The sequence below is a fragment of the Flectobacillus major DSM 103 genome (assembly GCF_000427405.1).
GTDB classification, from domain to species: Bacteria; Bacteroidota; Bacteroidia; order Cytophagales; family Spirosomataceae; genus Flectobacillus; species Flectobacillus major.
In genome coordinates, this window is sequence record NZ_KE386491.1 from 4,115,685 (window position 1) to 4,133,122 (window position 17,438).

General features: G+C 37.5%; 15 protein-coding genes. 9 read left to right on the forward strand and 6 right to left on the reverse strand.

The window, feature by feature from the left end:
- Positions 1 to 207: 207 nt before the first annotated feature.
- The 3 genes from FLEMA_RS0143060 to FLEMA_RS0143080 form a co-directional block, all read right to left on the reverse strand.
- A complete protein-coding gene (locus FLEMA_RS0143060) occupies positions 208 to 1,416 on the reverse strand; it encodes a porin (RefSeq protein ID WP_144080139.1) in 1,209 nt (402 codons plus the stop codon).
- Between the two features lie 218 nt (positions 1,417 to 1,634).
- Positions 1,635 to 2,471 carry a DUF2490 domain-containing protein gene (locus FLEMA_RS0143075; RefSeq protein WP_026996827.1) on the reverse strand — a complete coding sequence of 279 codons (837 nt, stop codon included), beginning with the start codon at positions 2,469 to 2,471 and terminating at the stop codon, positions 1,635 to 1,637.
- 92 nt (positions 2,472 to 2,563) lie between these two features.
- Positions 2,564 to 4,015, reverse strand: a complete 1,452-nt coding sequence (locus tag FLEMA_RS0143080; RefSeq protein WP_026997936.1) for an inorganic phosphate transporter — start codon at positions 4,013 to 4,015, stop codon at positions 2,564 to 2,566.
- Positions 4,016 to 4,333: 318 nt separating this feature from the next.
- Here FLEMA_RS0143080 and FLEMA_RS72395 point away from each other — a divergent pair, with 318 nt between their 5' ends.
- The 8 genes from FLEMA_RS72395 to FLEMA_RS72430 all read left to right on the forward strand — a co-directional run bounded on the left by FLEMA_RS72395 (position 4,334) and on the right by FLEMA_RS72430 (position 12,986).
- Entirely contained in the window at positions 4,334 to 6,754 is a 2,421-nt protein-coding gene (locus FLEMA_RS72395) for a TonB-dependent receptor (protein WP_081681363.1), read from the forward strand.
- A gap of 43 nt (positions 6,755 to 6,797) precedes the next feature.
- Positions 6,798 to 7,733, forward strand: coding sequence for a DUF4249 domain-containing protein (locus FLEMA_RS72400; protein WP_159102716.1), 936 nt, complete (start codon positions 6,798 to 6,800; stop codon positions 7,731 to 7,733).
- Between the two features lie 113 nt (positions 7,734 to 7,846).
- On the forward strand, positions 7,847 to 8,809 hold the full coding sequence (hemB, locus tag FLEMA_RS72405) for a porphobilinogen synthase (RefSeq protein ID WP_044172952.1): 963 nt from the start codon (positions 7,847 to 7,849) through the stop codon (positions 8,807 to 8,809).
- Positions 8,810 to 8,940: 131 nt separating this feature from the next.
- Positions 8,941 to 9,807 carry an OmpA family protein gene (locus FLEMA_RS76260; protein WP_052354199.1) on the forward strand — a complete coding sequence of 289 codons (867 nt, stop codon included), beginning with the start codon at positions 8,941 to 8,943 and terminating at the stop codon, positions 9,805 to 9,807.
- Between the two features lie 19 nt (positions 9,808 to 9,826).
- Complete coding sequence (locus tag FLEMA_RS76265; protein ID WP_052354200.1) at positions 9,827 to 10,345, forward strand: helix-hairpin-helix domain-containing protein; 519 nt, start codon at positions 9,827 to 9,829, stop codon at positions 10,343 to 10,345.
- A gap of 75 nt (positions 10,346 to 10,420) precedes the next feature.
- Positions 10,421 to 10,630: a hypothetical protein gene (locus tag FLEMA_RS77140; protein ID WP_044172955.1), complete on the forward strand. Its 210-nt coding sequence runs from the start codon at positions 10,421 to 10,423 to the stop codon at positions 10,628 to 10,630.
- Between the two features lie 432 nt (positions 10,631 to 11,062).
- A complete protein-coding gene (locus FLEMA_RS72425) occupies positions 11,063 to 12,229 on the forward strand; it encodes an AIR synthase related protein (protein ID WP_044175056.1) in 1,167 nt (388 codons plus the stop codon).
- A gap of 67 nt (positions 12,230 to 12,296) precedes the next feature.
- Positions 12,297 to 12,986, forward strand: a complete 690-nt coding sequence (locus FLEMA_RS72430; protein ID WP_044172958.1) for a YjjG family noncanonical pyrimidine nucleotidase — start codon at positions 12,297 to 12,299, stop codon at positions 12,984 to 12,986.
- Here the strand turns inward: FLEMA_RS72430 and FLEMA_RS0143310 are convergent, their stop codons facing one another.
- Positions 12,987 to 13,604 (reverse strand): hypothetical protein, encoded by a 618-nt coding sequence (locus FLEMA_RS0143310; protein ID WP_044172961.1) that lies wholly within the window; start codon positions 13,602 to 13,604, stop codon positions 12,987 to 12,989. It abuts the gene before it with no gap.
- Positions 13,605 to 13,685: 81 nt separating this feature from the next.
- Positions 13,686 to 13,988, reverse strand: a complete 303-nt coding sequence (locus tag FLEMA_RS0143315; protein ID WP_026996831.1) for a (2Fe-2S) ferredoxin domain-containing protein — start codon at positions 13,986 to 13,988, stop codon at positions 13,686 to 13,688.
- A gap of 336 nt (positions 13,989 to 14,324) precedes the next feature.
- Here FLEMA_RS0143315 and FLEMA_RS72435 point away from each other — a divergent pair, with 336 nt between their 5' ends.
- Positions 14,325 to 15,221: a fructosamine kinase family protein gene (locus FLEMA_RS72435; protein ID WP_229359494.1), complete on the forward strand. Its 897-nt coding sequence runs from the start codon at positions 14,325 to 14,327 to the stop codon at positions 15,219 to 15,221.
- Between the two features lie 163 nt (positions 15,222 to 15,384).
- Here the strand turns inward: FLEMA_RS72435 and FLEMA_RS0143360 are convergent, their stop codons facing one another.
- A complete protein-coding gene (locus FLEMA_RS0143360; protein ID WP_026996833.1) occupies positions 15,385 to 16,608 on the reverse strand; it encodes a 4-hydroxy-3-methylbut-2-enyl diphosphate reductase in 1,224 nt (407 codons plus the stop codon).
- Between the last annotated feature and the right edge of the window lie 830 nt (positions 16,609 to 17,438).

Sequence of the window (17,438 nt, forward strand, 5' to 3'; positions counted from 1 at the left end):
TGAGTCATCCCGCATTTGGAGATAATTTGCAATAGAGACCTCTTGTGTGTATTTATTGGAAAAACACACACAACTGTTAGGCATTTATTGACTATTAATCAAACAAGGCGGTCGAAAAACTAATTTCGACCGCCTTGTTTTTTCTAAAAATTTGGGATGATTTATGTTTTCATGTTAGATTTCAAAATCACTGATGTTGGTTTTGTACTAGAAGTTGAATTGAGCCTGTAAACGTAACAAATTTCCCTTCTGTTGATTATCGGGTAGGTTGGCATCTTCAAAAGTTCTATCCGAAATGGTATAAACAGCCGTAAGTTCAAAATAGCTTTTTAGTTGCCATTCTGCACCAATTTCAAGGTCTTTGACCAAATAACTACGAGCATCAATCTCATGCTTTTTTCCGCCTTGATAGTATTGGTATCTTACAAAAGGTGTAATGTAGTTCTCGTCTATCTTTTTTCTCCACATCAGTTGGGCATATCCGCCTTGTAGTTTTTTATGTTCGGTAGTCATTGTATTCGGATTAAATTCTGGCCCTTCACCTATATTATATTCTGCCTGAAAACCTATTGGCTGAGGATACACCACAAGTGTACCTGCAATACGGCGGTCGTTGAATGAAACGTTCTTCGCATTGTTTTTGGCATGTTTTTCTATAACATATTGTCCAGAATAGGCTTGAAGGCTAGTTTCTATAATTTGTCCACTTTTTAATTTAAAAGGGTAAGTAATTCTTGAAACAATATGGGGTTGATTATTCATTTCGGCTCTATTAGAATTTTGTCCATTATAAACCCCAAAGGCAAATACACCATAGTCGCCACTACCCTTTAGTCCCGATGATACCAAGTATGAAAAACGTTCTCTAATCTTGGTGGGAGCCCAGTAGAAAAATACACCAAGGTCACGTTCGTTTGCCACAGGGCTGTTGGTTGGGTCGGCACGGTCGAGCGACAAGCGGTTTTGCGAAGATTGCATATTTTCAAAGCCATAAGGAACTTTACTTTGTCCAAAGCGTAGGCGATACTCTTTGTGGGTATCCAAGGCTAAGTCAAAGTAAGCATCTCGAATTTGAAGGGCATGCTGGAATGTACCACTAACATTGGAGGCAAAGTCGGGCTGAACGTAAATATATAGACGGTCGGATATATCGCCAGATAAAATTAAACGACCACGACGTATAAAAAAGCCACCGTTTTCGCCCCAAGACCTGTCACATTGTTCGCATTTTAGCTTTTCGTTGGTTTCCAACAAGCGATTATAACGAATTTGGGCGTACCCTCTGAGCGATATTTTTTCATACCACTTCTTGTTTGGAGCTTCCTTTTTGATGTCGGATGCTACAAATTGGGCAATAGTTTCTACATTGATGATACAACATATCATCAAGATACCAAGTCCTTTAAACGTTTTCATAAGATGGGCTACCGTATTGCTTTTAACCAACGATAAATCATGAAATTAGTGTCGTCAAGCTAAAATTTGGGCAAAAACAAGACAGAACACGAAAATGTATCTTCGATAAGTAAAAGCAATACAGGCATATTATTATTATGTATGTGATTTAGTATTTAGTAAGTAAAATGAGTGATTGGGTATTATCAAGATTACTTACTACTCTTAATGGTATTAGATTACTTTTTGCTTGAAAATAATTGTTCAAAATTGTTGACAGCTAAATTTAACTGTAAGATATTATTGATTTCAACATTGTCTTTGTTGGCGTTGTTGAAACGATAAATAGTTTGTTGCATATAACCAGCCTCTACCGACAAAAATTTGTTGAATTTATATCCTAGACCAATTAAGACACGGTTTTGGTCGAGTAAATTGAGATTTGCAACATTTTTGCCTGCATTGATAAATAACTCATTATAGGCTTGAGCATATAATGTTTTGTCGTCCATTTTGGCATGGTTGATAGGAAGAGTCATTTTTAATTGGTATCTAAAACGCTCACGGAAAGTAGCATTAGTAAAATCGCCACCATACAAAAAGCTTTTATCATCAACGCTTTCATTTTGACCGAGCCATCTGAATTCATAGCGGAAGCGGTTGTCGATTTTTAAACGGCCAATATTTTGAGTCAAGATTACTTGTGGTGAAATACGGTATTCGGCAAAAAAAGCGGAAGGAGCACCATCTTTAAAGCGGTTTGTGCCTATCCAGCCAAAAGGCATTAACGAGAAGCGAACGTTAGGATTCATTTGGAAGTGAACCCAAGGTCTAAAAACGTGCTGATTGAGATTATGATATGGGTTTCCTGTGGTGGTAGCCTCGTTGTAGTCTCCTTGCATATCTTGGCGACGTTGTTGGTTTTCGAGTTGCCACGAAAATTTTCCAGCAATTTTTCCAGAGATATTTAAGTCTGTCCATCCGTTAGCAATATGATAATACTGCCTTGGGTTTTGAGCAAAAGACAAAGCAGTAGCTAATAACGGCAAGATTGCCGTTAGGAAAGTCTTTTTCATGATTTTGATTTTCTATATTGGTTGGTATATGTTGAAGTACTAAAAAAATAGTCTCATGGCTTCAACAACCATGAGACTACCGTGCGTTTATCTTATCCGATAATCCAACGCAAGAAAATAAATAACGTGGCCGACAGGATAATAGTAACAGGAAGTGTTAATACCCAAGCCATAACGATATTTTTGACAGTACCGCCTTGCAAGTTTTTGATACCTTTAGATGCCACCATAGACCCAGCAATACCCGACGATAAAACGTGCGTTGTAGAAACAGGCCATTTGTAAGCAGTAGCCAAACCAATGGTAATAGAAGCTACCAACTCGGCCGAAGCACCCTGAGCATAAGAAAGGTGTTGCTTTCCGATTTTTTCACCAATCGTTACCACAATTCTTTTCCAACCAATCATTGTTCCTAAGCCCAACGATAAAGCAATCATCCACATTACCCAAGTAGGAGCAAAGTCTGTTAAGGAAGAAAGCCCTTTGTTGGAGTTGCCAAATGTAAAGAATGGAGGTTTTTCGCCAGCAGTAGCCAACTTCAATACCTTTTTGTCATCGGCACTCAAAGCAACAGCATCGCTTTCCGATAATTTTTTGGTATGTTTTGAAATAGCCAAAACATCTTTACGAATTTCTAGTTTTTTTTCTGTTGAAAGATGGTCAATCAACGTTTTGTCGAGCAATATTTTGTTTAAGCCATTCGTTGCTTTAACAACTTTATTATAACTCTCTTTTTCGGTAGACGAAAGTTTGTTAGTATCTATTTTAGCTATAATCGATTGTACTTTTACTACTTCGCCCTGTAATTTGAATGGGTCAACGTCTGTATTCAAGGCAAAATAGTTAGGTAAAAAAGCAATCAAAATAAGCATTACCAAACCAATCCCTTTTTGTCCATCATTACGACCGTGGAAAAAGCTTACCAAAGTACAAGTAGTAAATAACATTGCACGAATCCACATTGGTGGAGGTGTATCTTTTTTAGGTTCTTTGAAAATTTCTTTGTTGGCAACAGATTTTTTCAAGATATACATAAAAACAATAGCTACTGCAAAACCAAAAAGTGGCGATAGCAAAAGAGCTTGCCCTATCTCGGTAGCTTTGTCCCAGTTTACGGTCGACAAACCCGCTTTATTTTCAGGTAATAGGGCATATCCTACACCAATACCAATGATTGAACCAATCAAAGTGTGCGATGATGACGCAGGAATACCAAAGTACCACGTACCTAAGTTCCAGATAATAGAAGCCCCTAACATGGCTAGTGCCATCGACATGGAGTGATAAACATTGGGGTCGATGAGGAGCTCGGTGGGTAACAAACCAATGATTGACATAGTTACACCTACACCACCTGTAAGTAAACCCACAAAATTCATGAAGCCCGACCAAACAACGGCTTGTGTTGGTTTTAAGGAATTGGTATAAATAACGGTAGCAACAGCATTTGCTGTGTCGTGAAAACCATTGACAAATTCAAATGCACAAGCTAAGAATAAGCAAAGGAAGAGAAGAATGAACAAGGACGTGTCTAATCCGAACATAGTTTTGTAAATTAATTTGAGATATAAGACTTGGGCTAAAAAGGAAATGATAGATAATTAGTGATTTGGGTACTAAGCCTTTTGTTTTCTTATATCGCGTATCTTTTTATAAGATTTTTCATATTGGTAATTACTGTACAAAAGTAAAAATACTTATTTACGTCAATGTTAAGGAATTGTTAAATTTGGTAACATTAGGATAATTGCTTGATTTTAAGTTTTATAATATAATTTTTTGTGGGTTCTCTATTATTTTACAAATATATTGCTGTCTTGAATCTAAAATAGCTTATTCTTTATGCTAATGCCTTTCCCACTATGACCCAACTGTACATGCTTTTGTGCTGCTTTACTTTAAGTGGTTACTTCGCCAATATTACGCTTGCTCAAGCACCTACTAGGTATACAATTAGTGGATATATCAAAGAAAAAGGAAGTGGCGAGCTACTGCAAGGGGTAAGTGTGTATATTAAGGGGGCCAAAATAGGTACTCAAAGTAATAACTACGGCTTTTATTCTCTGAGTGTTAGTCATGCTGAAAAGCTGTCGATAGTATTTAGCTTTGTGGGTTATCAGCCCCAATCTATAGAACTTACCTTACAACCCAAAAATGAACTAAATATTGATTTACAGCCTGTTAGTCAAGACCTCGACGAAGTAAGGGTCGTTGCCAATGCTCCTGAGCAACAGAAAGTTTCTGAACAGGTTCAAATGTCGCAAATTTCGTTACCCATCCAACAAATAAGAGATATTCCTGCTTTTTTGGGTGAAAAGGATGTGCTAAAAGTACTACAACTCATGCCCGGTGTACAAAAAGGAGCTGAGGGCAGTGCGGGTATTTATGTGCGTGGCGGTGGCCCCGACCAAAACTTGCTTATTCTCGACGATGCCCCAGTTTATAACGCCTATCACTTATTCGGCTTCTTTTCGGTGTTCAATGGCGATGCTCTCAAAAGTGTAGAACTGACCAAAGGTGGTTTTCCTGCTCGTTTTGGAGGACGGCTTTCGTCGGTTATTGAAATGCAAATGAAAGAAGGTAACAAAGAGCAATACCATGTTGAAGGTGGCATTGGTATTATTGGAGCTAGGCTTGTAGCTGAAGGGCCTATTTCCAAAAACCAGAAATCATCGTTTTTAGTATCGGCAAGGCGTACCTACTTAGATATTCTGACTCAGCCTTTTATCCCAAAAGAATCTAAAGGTAGCCGATACTATTTTTATGATTTTAATGCGAAGCTAAACTATGATTTTGGTCAAAAAAACCGACTCTTTTTAAGCGGATATTTTGGACAAGACCGCCTATTTGCCAGAGATTTTCAGGAAAAATCAAGCCTAGAAGCAGCTATAGAATGGGGCAATACCACCGCTACAGTACGTTGGAATCATTTGTACAACGAACGCCTGTTTAGCAATCTATCGCTGATTTATAGTAATTACAACTTTCAGACAGCCAATCAACAGTCCAATATCAGTATTGCAGGGTTTAATAATTTTAGTTTATACTATTCGTCGGGTATTCGTGATATAGGTATCAAGGTAGATTTTGATTTTATCCCCAGCCCAACACATACTATCAAATGGGGAGGACTACTGACTCAACATAGGTTTACCCCTTCGGCTATCGAGCTTCAAGACGATGTGGCCTCTCGCTACAAAGATGCCGTCGAAAACATAGACGCTACCGAAACAGGTATCTATTTTGAAGATACCTATCGCCCTATTCAAAACCTCCGAATCAATTTAGGGCTAAGGCATTCTAGCTTTAGTACTCCTAAACAAACCTATCAGAACTTTGAACCTCGGATAGCCTTGGCGTGGACACTACCCAAGGACTGGGCTATTAAGTCGTCGTATGCTGTTATGAATCAATATATTCATTTGGTATCTAATTCAGGAGCAAGCTTGCCTACAGACCTGTGGGTACCTTCTACCGACTTGATTCATCCTCAAAACTCAAAACAAATAGCCTTAGGAATGGCCAAAGATTTTACCGAAAAGCAGTTTGCCATAACGCTCGAAGGATTTTACAAAACCATGCAGAATATCGTTGCCCTTAAAGAAGGAAGTTCCTTTATTTTAAATGGCACCTTAGACCGTTTTACTCGTTCAAAAGCACAAGAGCGACCTTGGGAAGAAAATATTACTGCTGGCAAAGGACATTCGTATGGAGCTGAGTTTTTATTACAAAAAAAATCAGGAAAATTTTCGGGTTGGGTTGGGTATACGCTTTCATGGATAATTCATCAGTTTGACGAATTGAATTTTGGTAAAGAATTTTATCCTAAATACGACCGTCGTCATGACCTTTCATTGGTAGGAATTTACCATATTAACCCCAAAGTAACATTGTCGGCTACTTGGGTGTATGGTACGGGTAATGTATTTACGATTCCAGTATCAACATATCAAACCTACAGCCATATTCCAGGACTCAGCGACGTTGGGATAAGCCAATACTACAATAGCTCCAGAGAAATTCCCGATTATGTAGAACGCAACAATTTTAGGGCTATTCCTTATCATCGTTTTGATATAGGAGTGCAGTTTCATAAAAAGATGAAAAAAGGACATTTACGAACATGGGAGTTTGGTTTTTATAATTTGTATAACCGAAAAAATGCCTATTTCTATACCTTCAAAAGTGTGTACGACCCTGTTACCCAAACAACAGAAAAGTCGTTGGCACAATATGCTTTGTTTGGTATTATTCCTTCGGCCACGTATAGTTTTAAATTTTAGGAAAATAGAAAAGAAAAATACCTACCAATCAATGAGTTTGATTATGAGAAAATATTGGTTAATTATCATATTGGGCATAACGGGCTGGTCGTGCGAAAAGCTCGTTAACGACATTGTATTGCCCTTCGAGGAAAGGCTGGTTTTACAAAGTTTTATTTCGCCACAAGATACTCTTATCGAAATATCGTTAACCTATAATACTCCTGTAATTGGCGTAATTCAGGAAGGAGAAGACCGCTATCCTGTTATTCCAAATGCTAAAGTGACTCTATCAAATAACGCTAAGACCGTACAGGCTAGTTACCGAGAGCTACAGTATATAGAAAATATAGAACTAACCCATAACGATAGTGTAGTAAGTACCTACAATAAGAAATATCGCTATGTGGTAAGTGCTAAGGATATACCTATTAGGGCAGGACAAAGCTACACTATTGAGGCTACCGTTGGAAGCAAAACCGTGCGTGCTAGTTGTACTGTTCCTACCAAAAGGGTAGCGTCAAATACAGTATCTACTTTTTTTAGTACAGACTACGACCGCAATAATGTAGAATACCCTGCCGTGAATATTCGATTCCCTGACTTTTCTAACGAAGCCAATTATTATGCTATAGGTGTATTTTACTACGAAAGCCAGCGGGTGATAGACCCAACAGGAAAGGCATTTAATCTAAGACAATTGGTGAATACTCGCCAAGAATACATGAGCGACTATGGCCTAGAAAATGGTATTATGACCTCTCAGGCATTTCTTTTGTCGGTATCCAATACCCCCGAAGTAGTTAGGCGTTATGTCGATATATATGTAGCTGTAACCGACGAACCGTACTATTTATTCAATACGTCGGTAGATAAAGTACGACGCAGCGGCCGAAACCCTTTTAGCGAACCCGTTTTGACCTATACCAATGTAGAAAATGGATTAGGTGTATTTGCAGCCTATAACCAAATCAAACTGAGCAGCCCTGTGTATAAATAGTTGCAAAATTGTCGGTTTCGCCTTTTGAGTTTTATTACCTTTGTGGCACCAACAACTGAAATACAGGGTTTCTAATTTAAAGTCCATACCGCTAAAGGTTGGCACAAGTAAAGATGTTAAGAAGACCAAGAAGAAATCGTCAATCGCCTGCTATCAGGGCAATGGTTGAAGAAACTACATTGTCAGTAAATGATTTTATTTATCCAATGTTTGTAATGGAGGGGCAAAACCTTGTCAGCGAGGTAAAGTCAATGCCTGGGATTTTTCGCTATTCATTAGATAAGCTATTAGAAGAATTATCGGTAGTACAGGATTTAGGTATTCGTTCGATTGCCTTGTTTCCACAATTGCCAGAAGCATTAAAAGATAAATACGCCTCAGAAAGCCACCGTGAAGGAAGCTTGTATTTGGAGGCTATCAATGAAATCAAAAATGCCTTCCCTAGTATCTGTGTGATGTCGGACGTTGCAATGGACCCTTACAGTTCAGATGGCCACGATGGGATTGTGGAAAATGGACAAATTCTCAACGACGAATCCTTGGAAGTATTGGGTAAAATGGCTTTGGCTCAGGCAGAAGCAGGTGCCGATATTGTAGGCCCTTCAGACATGATGGATGGCCGTGTGGGGTATATCCGTGATATTCTAGACAACGAAGGCTATACCGACGTGTCTATTATGGCTTATTCGGCCAAATATGCTTCAGCATTTTATGGGCCATTTAGAGATGCCCTAGATTCAGCTCCGAAGTTTGGTGACAAAAAAACATATCAAATGAATCCTGCTAACGTGCGAGAAGCTTTGATAGAAGCAGAACTAGACTATCTGGAAGGTGCAGATTTTTTGATGGTAAAACCAGCTTTGGCTTATTTAGATGTTATCAAAACACTCAACGATAACTTCAATATTCCTATTGCGGCTTATAACGTATCGGGCGAATATGCTATGGTAAAAGCGGCCGCTCAAAACGGTTGGTTAGATGGTACAAAAACCATGATTGAAAGCTTAACTTCTATTAAAAGAGCAGGTGCAAAAATCATATTGACTTATTTTGCCAAAGAATTTGCTCAACTATAATATTCCTTGAATTGGCAGTTGCAAAGATATATTCTTCTTTGCAACTGTGCTTCTGTGTTTTTCATTTTCAGTGACTTAAGTGGTTGAGTATAGTCTTATAAACATAACGATAAAATTACGCTTATAAGACCATGCTAAAAAAAACTACCCCTTGGGCCATAGCCCTAGCCCTGTGGATTGCAGGCTCTACCTACTGGCACGTTTGCAAAATTAAAGAGCTTTGTGATGCCCCTATTATAGAAAGTGTTGTTACTCCCAACATACAAGCTCAGTTGCCAACTTTACAATTAAAAGATGGTACTTCTTTCGACCTGACAGCACAAGGTAATATCAAATTCCCAAGGTCAGGGAATACTCCCGATTTCAGTGAAGTCTTGCCCGAAATGGCTCAACTTCAATCATATCTTCAGAAAAATACAGGTATATCCACACTCTTAGTTGGTTACTATAGCAGTAGCGAAGGCAATACGACAAATTTTCCTAATTTGGGGATAGCACGTGCCGAAGCTATCAAAAACTATTTGGTTACTAATGGCGCTAATAGCAAAACTATTTCTACTGAAGGGCAACTACTAGACGATCTAGTATTCAAGTTGGATACGCTTATTGGAGGTGTTAGTTTTGCTTTCCAAGCCTCAGCCCCAGCATTAACAACAAGTAATATGCCTTCTTTGACACTCTACTTTGATTATGGAAAAACTACCTACCACACAGCCGACTCAAGCGATATTAAACTAAGTAAAGTTGTTGATTTTTTGAAGACATCAACCGACAAAAAGGTGTCATTATTAGGCTTTACGGATGATTCAGGTACAGAATCTTTCAATTTAAAATTAGGAGCTTACCGAGCAAATGTTGTAAAGAAATACTTACAAAAACAAGGTATTGATGCTAGTCGCATTACTGTTATTTCAAAAGGTGAGGCCGAACCACAAAGCCCGAACGACACAGAAGAAGGTCGTAAAGCTAACCGTCGTGTTGTAATCAGTATTCAATAACCCTAAACTCATAACAAAGATGTTTGAACTTAATCCATTATTACAAGAAAATGCTTGGTGGCAGCACCTTATTATGTTGCTTGGTGCAGGTTTTTTAGGTTATATTATTGGATACCGTAATTCCGATAAGTCCATTAGTCTTGATGCTCAAATTCAGCAGCTTGACGAAGAGTTGAAGTTGTGTGAAAAACAAAGAAAAACAAAAGTCAACACAGACGCTACCTTACCACTAAATGCTACCGAAAAAGCATTTGCTCGTGCTTTGCTCGTGCCTCTTGGAGATGAAAAAGACGATTTGAAGTTGATAGAAGGAATAGGCCCTAAAATAGAACAATTGCTTAACCAAAACGATATTTATACTTTTGGGCAACTCAGTAAAGTTCCAGTAGAAACTATCCGTGAGTTATTACATTTGGCGGGGCCACGTTTTCAGATGCACGACCCAAGTACATGGCCACGCCAAGCCCAAATGGCTGCCAATGGCAACTGGCAAGAACTCAAAGATTGGCAGGATATTCTTAATAAAGGAAAAGAATAAAATACACAAGTTGTAAAGCTACACAAATTGGCGAATTAATATTTTGCCTATAGGATCAACTAAAAAAATACCGTTATGATATATCTAGTCTTAAACCCCTTATCAAAAGGGGTAGCTATTACAGAAATAATTATTTTGCTACTTCTTGTAGCTATTATTGGTTTTGTGATTGGACATTGGGTTATTCAACAAAAAAACACTCAGCTCCAAATACTCATCAAAGACAAACAAAGTCAATTGAAGGCCTGTCGAGGGCAAAAAAACTCACAGAATACACCAACATGAGTAATCCCAAATTTAGTGAATGAGTAATTATTTTTGAATATGTTTTTTACCAGTAGAGACGCAATGCTTTGCGGCTGAAGATGTGCAATGCTGACATTCAACATAAAAAAGCAGTCGAAAAACAATTTTCGACTGCTTTTTTATAAATACCCCTTAAATTTCTATCATTTAAGCAATTGATAAGCCTCTTCAATGTTCACTTAACAACCCTATGAATCACAATAAACCCCAATAGGTGGTCTCTTTTTACATTACCTAATATTGGGGATGACTCATGTTTTTGTTGCCAAAATACAAGCTTAAATTTTACTTCTCCTTTTTCCCAATGGTATTTTTAGAGAATCTATCCTAAGAAATTAGTATTTTTGCCAAATATTTGATGTTTGAGTAAAATTGGCTACTCAAACAGTTTTGTTTTTAACTCATACTACTGTGAATCAAGAACGCTACGCACAAAGAGGGGTTTCGGCCTCGAAAGAAGACGTACACAAAGCAATTGAAAAGCTAGATAAAGGGCTTTTTCCAAAAGCATTCTGTAAAATTTCGCCCGATATGCTGGGTGGTGACGATGCTTATTGTAATATCATGCACGCCGATGGAGCTGGTACAAAATCATCTTTGGCCTACCTGTATTGGAAAGAAACAGGCGATATTTCGGTATGGCGTGGTATTGCTCAAGATGCTGTGGTGATGAATACCGATGATTTGATTTGTGTGGGTGCTACCGACAATATGCTCCTTTCGAGTACCATTGGGCGTAATAAAAACTTGATTCCAGGCGAAGTTATTGCCGAAATTATCAACGGTACTGAAGAAGTATTACAAATGCTTCGAGATAATGGTATTGGTATTTGGAGTACAGGTGGTGAAACCGCCGATGTTGGCGATTTGGTAAGAACAATCATTGTTGACTCAACAGTGGTAGCTCGGATGAAACGTTCGGATGTTATTTCAAACCATACTATCCAAGCAGGAGATGTTATTGTTGGATTGGAGTCGTTTGGACAAGCTACCTACGAAAATAGCTATAACGGTGGTATGGGTAGTAATGGCCTCACTTCTGCCCGTCATGATGTGTTAGGGCATTATTTGGCTAATAAATATACCGAAAGTTTTGACCCTGCCGTTCCTGAATCGTTGGTATATAGTGGCTCTAAAAACCTGACCGATACCGTAGCAGATACGCCGCTCAATGTGGGCCAGTTGATTCTGTCGCCAACTCGAACTTATGCTCCAGTAGTGAAAGCCTTGTTGAAAGAGTTACGTGCCGTAATTCATGGAATGGTACACTGCTCAGGTGGTGCTCAGACAAAGGTGCTGCATTTTGTCGAGAATGTGCATATCATCAAAGATAATATGTTTGAACTGCCTCCCTTGTTTAAATTGATTCAAGAAGAAAGCGGAACAGATTTCAAGGAAATGTACAAAGTATTTAATATGGGACACCGTTTAGAGGTATATCTCAAGCCTGAATACGCTCAAACAGTGATTGATATTTCTAAATCGTTTGGTATCAATGCCCAAATCATTGGCCGTGTTGAAGCTTTAGCAAATAAACAAGTAACCATTCAGTCGCCTTTTGGGGAGTTTGTTTACTAAAATAGCATTTGTTATTGGCTTTGGGTAATATCACTCAAAGCCAATAACAAATGCTAAACCCTTACTTATGTATAAGCACATCTTTTTCGACCTAGACCACACCCTTTGGGATCATCATGTAAATTCCAAAATTGCTTTAGAGGAGGTTTATCAATTATTTCAATTGAAAGACTTAGGGATAGCTACGCCCGAAAAGTTTTATCATAAGTTTAACGAAGTGAATCATAAGCTTTGGTTGGATTATGAACGAAGTAAGATTTCGCAAGCAGAGTTACGTCATGCTCGTTTCAGGATAATTTTTTCTGCTTTGGGAGTTGACAACCATGAAAAGTGTGATGCAATATCGGATACTTACTTGGAAATTTCGCCTCGAAAGCCGTATTTGTTACCTTATACCCAAGAAATTCTGACTTACCTAAAACCTAAATACCCCCTTCATATTATTACCAATGGATTCGATGAAATTCAGGATGTAAAAATGAATAGTGGAGGTATAAAACATTATTTTGGACATATTGTTACCTCTCAAAATTCAGGATTTAAAAAACCTGACCCCGAGATATTTCATTATGCCCTCGATTTGGTGAAAGCCAAGCCCAAAGAGTGTTTGATGATTGGAGATACTTTCTATACCGATGTTCTGGGGGCAATGAGCGTAGGAATAGATGCTGTATTTTTTAATCCCAACGACCAACGGCATCCCGAAAAACCAACCTTCCAAATCCGTCATTTAAAAGAATTAAAAGCGATATTATAGCTAAAACAAGTTGAGTTGTGTAGTGTCTGTTTGTGTTACAAAGATTTTCTTATCTCTGATTTTTTTACGATTCTGTCTCAAAAACTCCATAAAGCTATCTATTTCTTGATACAGAGGGCTAAAGTTATAGTTGGCAAGGCTATAAGTTTCTTGATACACCTCTGTAAAATCAGTAATAATATAGTCTAGGGTTTTGATACCATAGTTTTGCAAACCTAATAAATATAGGTTTTGGTGGTTGTTCAAAAACTTATTGGGTTCGTAATAGCGTGTACTTTTGAGGTCAATAGCCCGACTACCCCCCACAATATCTACATAGCCATAAATAATACATTCTTTATAGCGTGTTTCGGCATACACTTGAGTTTTGTACTTGGGAGGAAGAAAGGCCCTTGTTTTTTCCACTACATACTCGCTAAAAGCCTCTTCGTTTTCGCCAGTAGTGATGGCTTTTTCAAAATTAATGCCTCTTTGTTGGGCTTCGGTAGTAGGCTTGGGAACACGATTGATGCGGTCTAGCATTTCGCCCAAATCAACCAAAAGGTTGCCCTGCGAATCTTTCGTTTCGTTCAGATACAAAGAAAAAGTATTGAGCAGGGTTGGATAAACTCTAAACATAGCCAAATGGAATTTAGATGTTAAAGCGTAAATTTGTAGAAATATAACGATGAATCATCACAATGACTCATCGTTATCGAACTAAGCTATTACCAATCTTTCAACAACCTTGTCGTTTACTAAGTGGCTTTCAACAATTTCTTCAACATCGGAGGGTTGAACATTGCCATAAAATACGCCTTCAGGATATACAACCAACCCTGGGCCAAAAGCACAGACATCTAAACAACCTGTTTTTTGAGCTCGAATTTCAGTTTGTAAACCTTTTGCTTTCAGAGACTCTTTGAAGGCATTAACCAAGGTCATGCCTCTGTCTTCTCCACAACATTTCTTGGGTGCATCTTTCTGATTAGTACAGATAAATACGTGTTTTTTGTATTTCATAAATTGCTTGGAAATGAATGTTTATTGATTCAAATAAAAAGTAGCGAGATAATTGTGTTAATTTTTGGTACAAAAAACCTTATGTTGGCAAAAGTGATAATAATCTTTCCTAAACAATAACATAAATCAAAACGTTTTATATGAATTTGATTATTAATGTGTTGATTGTCAGTTGATTATTTTATCGGCTATTGCCCAATAAAGTTATTCAGTTACTTATATGCAAGTTAAGGCTTTTATGTATTCCAACAAAACCTTTAAATTTGGCTATAGATTACATTTTTGATCGATACTATGATATAGTTTGACCGTTATGATACGGATTTTCAAACAAAAATGAACGATACAATGACATTTCAGACACAAGAACAATACCAGTTTATAGAAACGATTCTTTTTGAAAACTTAGGATACAACCCCGAAGTACTTGACTTCCAATTTTTTTATGGAGGAAATTTTAACTTGGCTGTAAAAGTAAAAGTAAAGGAAGGCGATTTCTTTATTAAATGGAATCATGGCGACCACGATGGAATGTTTGAATCGGAGGCTAAAAGCTTGAAAGTATTGGGCGACACCCATGTTATGTCTATTCCGAAGGTAGTGAATTATGGCAAAATTGTAGATAAGCATTACTTAATGATGGAGTTTTTGACTGCCGCTTTCAAACAAAATAATTATTGGTCTGATTTTGGGCAGAAATTAGCCCAATTGCATTTGCATACTGCTCCACAATTTGGCCTAGACTATAATAATTACATAGGGGCATTGCCACAAAGTAACGAATGGATGGACAATGGCGTAAGTTTTTGGATCGAAAAACGCCTAAAAGTACAAGCAGGCTTAGCCTTGTACGAACGCCGTATTACCCAGCAATTATACGACCGTATTTTGGCTTTTTGCGAACAACTGCCTACTCTCATCCCCAACGAAAAGCCTGCTTTGATTCATGGCGATTTGTGGTCGGGTAATGTTATGACCGACTCAAGTGGGCTTGTTGCCCTCGTAGACCCAGCCTGTTATTATGGCTTGCGAGAAGCCGAATTAGCCTTTACCACAATGTTTGGAGGTTTTGATACCAATTTTTATGAAGCGTATCATGAAATATATCCTATCGAAAATGGCTTTGGCGATAGAATTCCAATTTATAATTTATACCCTTTAATGGTACATGTCAATCTTTTTGGAGGGGGCTATTTAGATGCCGTAGAAAAGATTCTGAAAAAATTTGAATAGTATAAGAATATCTAACAAAAACATGAGTCATCCCGAAGTTTGGAACTAGGATTATACTCCCAACTGTGTATCAAAAAAGGCGGTCAAAAAACAATTTTCGACCGCCTTTTTTGACATTATTTTTAGACACAAGCTATTACGTCTCTATTAATGCTTTTTGTATTTATAAACTAGCAATAACATCTTCTACTTTTCGAGCATCTGGAAAGAACGATAAAAGCCGTAGTAAAATAGCCTCAACAACTGCATCAGGACAAGATGCCCCGCAAGTAAGCATAATGGTAGATACTTCTTTTTGAGGCAAGAAATCTTCCGTAACTTTTTCTACCTTTTGATGTAAGTCAAAATGACTAATTAAATTATTGGCCAGAATTTTTTCGGCCGACGAAATAAAATAAGTTGGTAGTTTTTGTTCGCAGAGTTCTACCAAATGCGATGTATTCGACGAATTATATCCTCCAGCAACAATAGCCAAATCAGCTTCTTTTTCAAGTAGACCATAAGTTGCACTTTGGTTGTCGTTGGTTGCATAGCAAAGGGTGTCACGGGTATCTGCAAAATACGCTGTTATGTCAGTTCCTTCTACATGGTATTTGGCTTTCATGATTTGCTTCAGGTAGTCGGCAATAGCCTGTGTATCAGATGCTAGCATGGTTGTTTGGTTGACTACGCCAATACGAGTCAAATCCTTTTCAATATCGAAACCCTCCGAGTATTGTCCCTGAAATTCAGTATAAAAATCTTTGGCAGGTTTTTCACCAGTAATATATTTAGCCAACTCAATCGTCTGCTTCATATCTTTTACCACAATAGTAGGGGCATTTTGTTTAGCATGCGAAAACGTAGCTCTGGTTTCTTCATGAGCAGGCTTACCATGTACCACAATGGTGTAATCCTTTTGTCCAATAGCCGAAGCTCTATTCCAAACTTTTTCTACAAAAGGACAAGTCGTATCGTATTGGTAAGCATTAATTCCAATATGAGAAAGACGTTGTTGAATTTCGAGAGTTGTACCAAAAGCAGGTACAATGACAACATCGTCGGCAGTGAGGGTATGCCAAGGAATAAGCTGTGTTCCTGAAGTATCCATAATAAATTTTACCCCACGACTCAGCAAATCTGCATTCACGTCGGGATTATGAATCATTTCTGATAACAAAAAAATACGCTTATTCGGATTATTTTCAATGGTTTTATAAGCAATTTCCACGGCGTTTTCTACACCATAACAAAACCCAAAATGCCTTGAAATAAGAAATCGCACTGAACCAAAGTCTAATACCGTAGGGGTAAAATCTTTTTTTAATTTATCCCTAAAGCGACGTATTTCTTTGATTCCTCCAATGATACTGCTCTGATAGAGTTCTGGTATTTGAAAAGATTTCATTTTCTTCATTTTTTTTCGTGCATCCGTACCAGCTAATTCTGTACCTGATACCGTAGCACGTTGTGCTTCCATTGCGGGAGAATTGGTAAATAACTCCATTTCTTTAAACAAGTTTTTGGCCTAACAGTTTTGAAAAAATGCGTTTAAAAGATAAAAATTCGATAAAACTGAATTAGCTCCTCCTAAACAACGTTTTTTTAGGCCGTTTTTGGTTGCATTATTACTACAAAATATTCATCAGTCCGAAGGACTAACAATAAAAGTTCATCAAAGATAATAGTTGGAATAAGTATATTTTCATTATCGAGGATTTCTTGTTCATTCTTTCTTGCTACAAATAGATCCAACTTATTAAAATCCAAAATAAGCAAATCTCTTTTCAAGTATTTTTAATAATTATTTGCTCTGGAAAAGTAGTTCTACTTTAAAATATACGAACACGTAATAAATTACCACTTTTGGTGTTTTTTTTGAAATGCTGAAAGAAGGAGCAAAATAATAACCCTGAATGTCAGGTTATTGGTAGGATTTTGATGTAGTGAAAATATTTTGTTGTGTTATGAAATAGAGACTCCTTCTGTAAATCCTCTATACAGGTCATTATTTACGAAAATGAGGCAATATTTTTTTATAAAAAATGTACTAAATACTCAATCAAAACAACACTGAAAAAAAAAGAAAGGCCTATAAGAAGCAATTACAGACAAGTAAAAAAAGGCTTATTTATTTATAAATAGAATACAGTAGTTTGTAATGAGTTGTTTATGAGGGGCTTATTTGTTGTATGAAAAAAAACATCAAAAACATAGCAACCTTTTGGGGAGGTATAG

Excerpts from the sequence above, each read along its gene's own strand:
- FLEMA_RS0143060 (WP_144080139.1), bottom strand. The coding sequence starts at position 1,416 with ATGAAAACGTTTAAAGGACTTGGTATCTTGATGATATGTTGTATCATC.
- FLEMA_RS0143075 (WP_026996827.1), bottom strand. The coding sequence starts at position 2,471 with ATGAAAAAGACTTTCCTAACGGCAATCTTGCCGTTATTAGCTACTGCT.
- FLEMA_RS0143080 (WP_026997936.1), bottom strand. The coding sequence starts at position 4,015 with ATGTTCGGATTAGACACGTCCTTGTTCATTCTTCTCTTCCTTTGCTTA.
- FLEMA_RS72395 (WP_081681363.1), top strand. The coding sequence starts at position 4,334 with ATGACCCAACTGTACATGCTTTTGTGCTGCTTTACTTTAAGTGGTTAC.
- FLEMA_RS72400 (WP_159102716.1), top strand. The coding sequence starts at position 6,798 with ATGAGAAAATATTGGTTAATTATCATATTGGGCATAACGGGCTGGTCG.
- hemB (WP_044172952.1), top strand. The coding sequence starts at position 7,847 with ATGTTAAGAAGACCAAGAAGAAATCGTCAATCGCCTGCTATCAGGGCA.
- FLEMA_RS76260 (WP_052354199.1), top strand. The coding sequence starts at position 8,941 with ATGCTAAAAAAAACTACCCCTTGGGCCATAGCCCTAGCCCTGTGGATT.
- FLEMA_RS76265 (WP_052354200.1), top strand. The coding sequence starts at position 9,827 with ATGTTTGAACTTAATCCATTATTACAAGAAAATGCTTGGTGGCAGCAC.
- FLEMA_RS77140 (WP_044172955.1), top strand. The coding sequence starts at position 10,421 with ATGATATATCTAGTCTTAAACCCCTTATCAAAAGGGGTAGCTATTACA.
- FLEMA_RS72430 (WP_044172958.1), top strand. The coding sequence starts at position 12,297 with ATGTATAAGCACATCTTTTTCGACCTAGACCACACCCTTTGGGATCAT.
- FLEMA_RS0143310 (WP_044172961.1), bottom strand. The coding sequence starts at position 13,604 with ATGTTTAGAGTTTATCCAACCCTGCTCAATACTTTTTCTTTGTATCTG.
- FLEMA_RS0143315 (WP_026996831.1), bottom strand. The coding sequence starts at position 13,988 with ATGAAATACAAAAAACACGTATTTATCTGTACTAATCAGAAAGATGCA.
- FLEMA_RS72435 (WP_229359494.1), top strand. The coding sequence starts at position 14,325 with ATGAACGATACAATGACATTTCAGACACAAGAACAATACCAGTTTATA.
- FLEMA_RS0143360 (WP_026996833.1), bottom strand. The coding sequence starts at position 16,608 with ATGAAATCTTTTCAAATACCAGAACTCTATCAGAGCAGTATCATTGGA.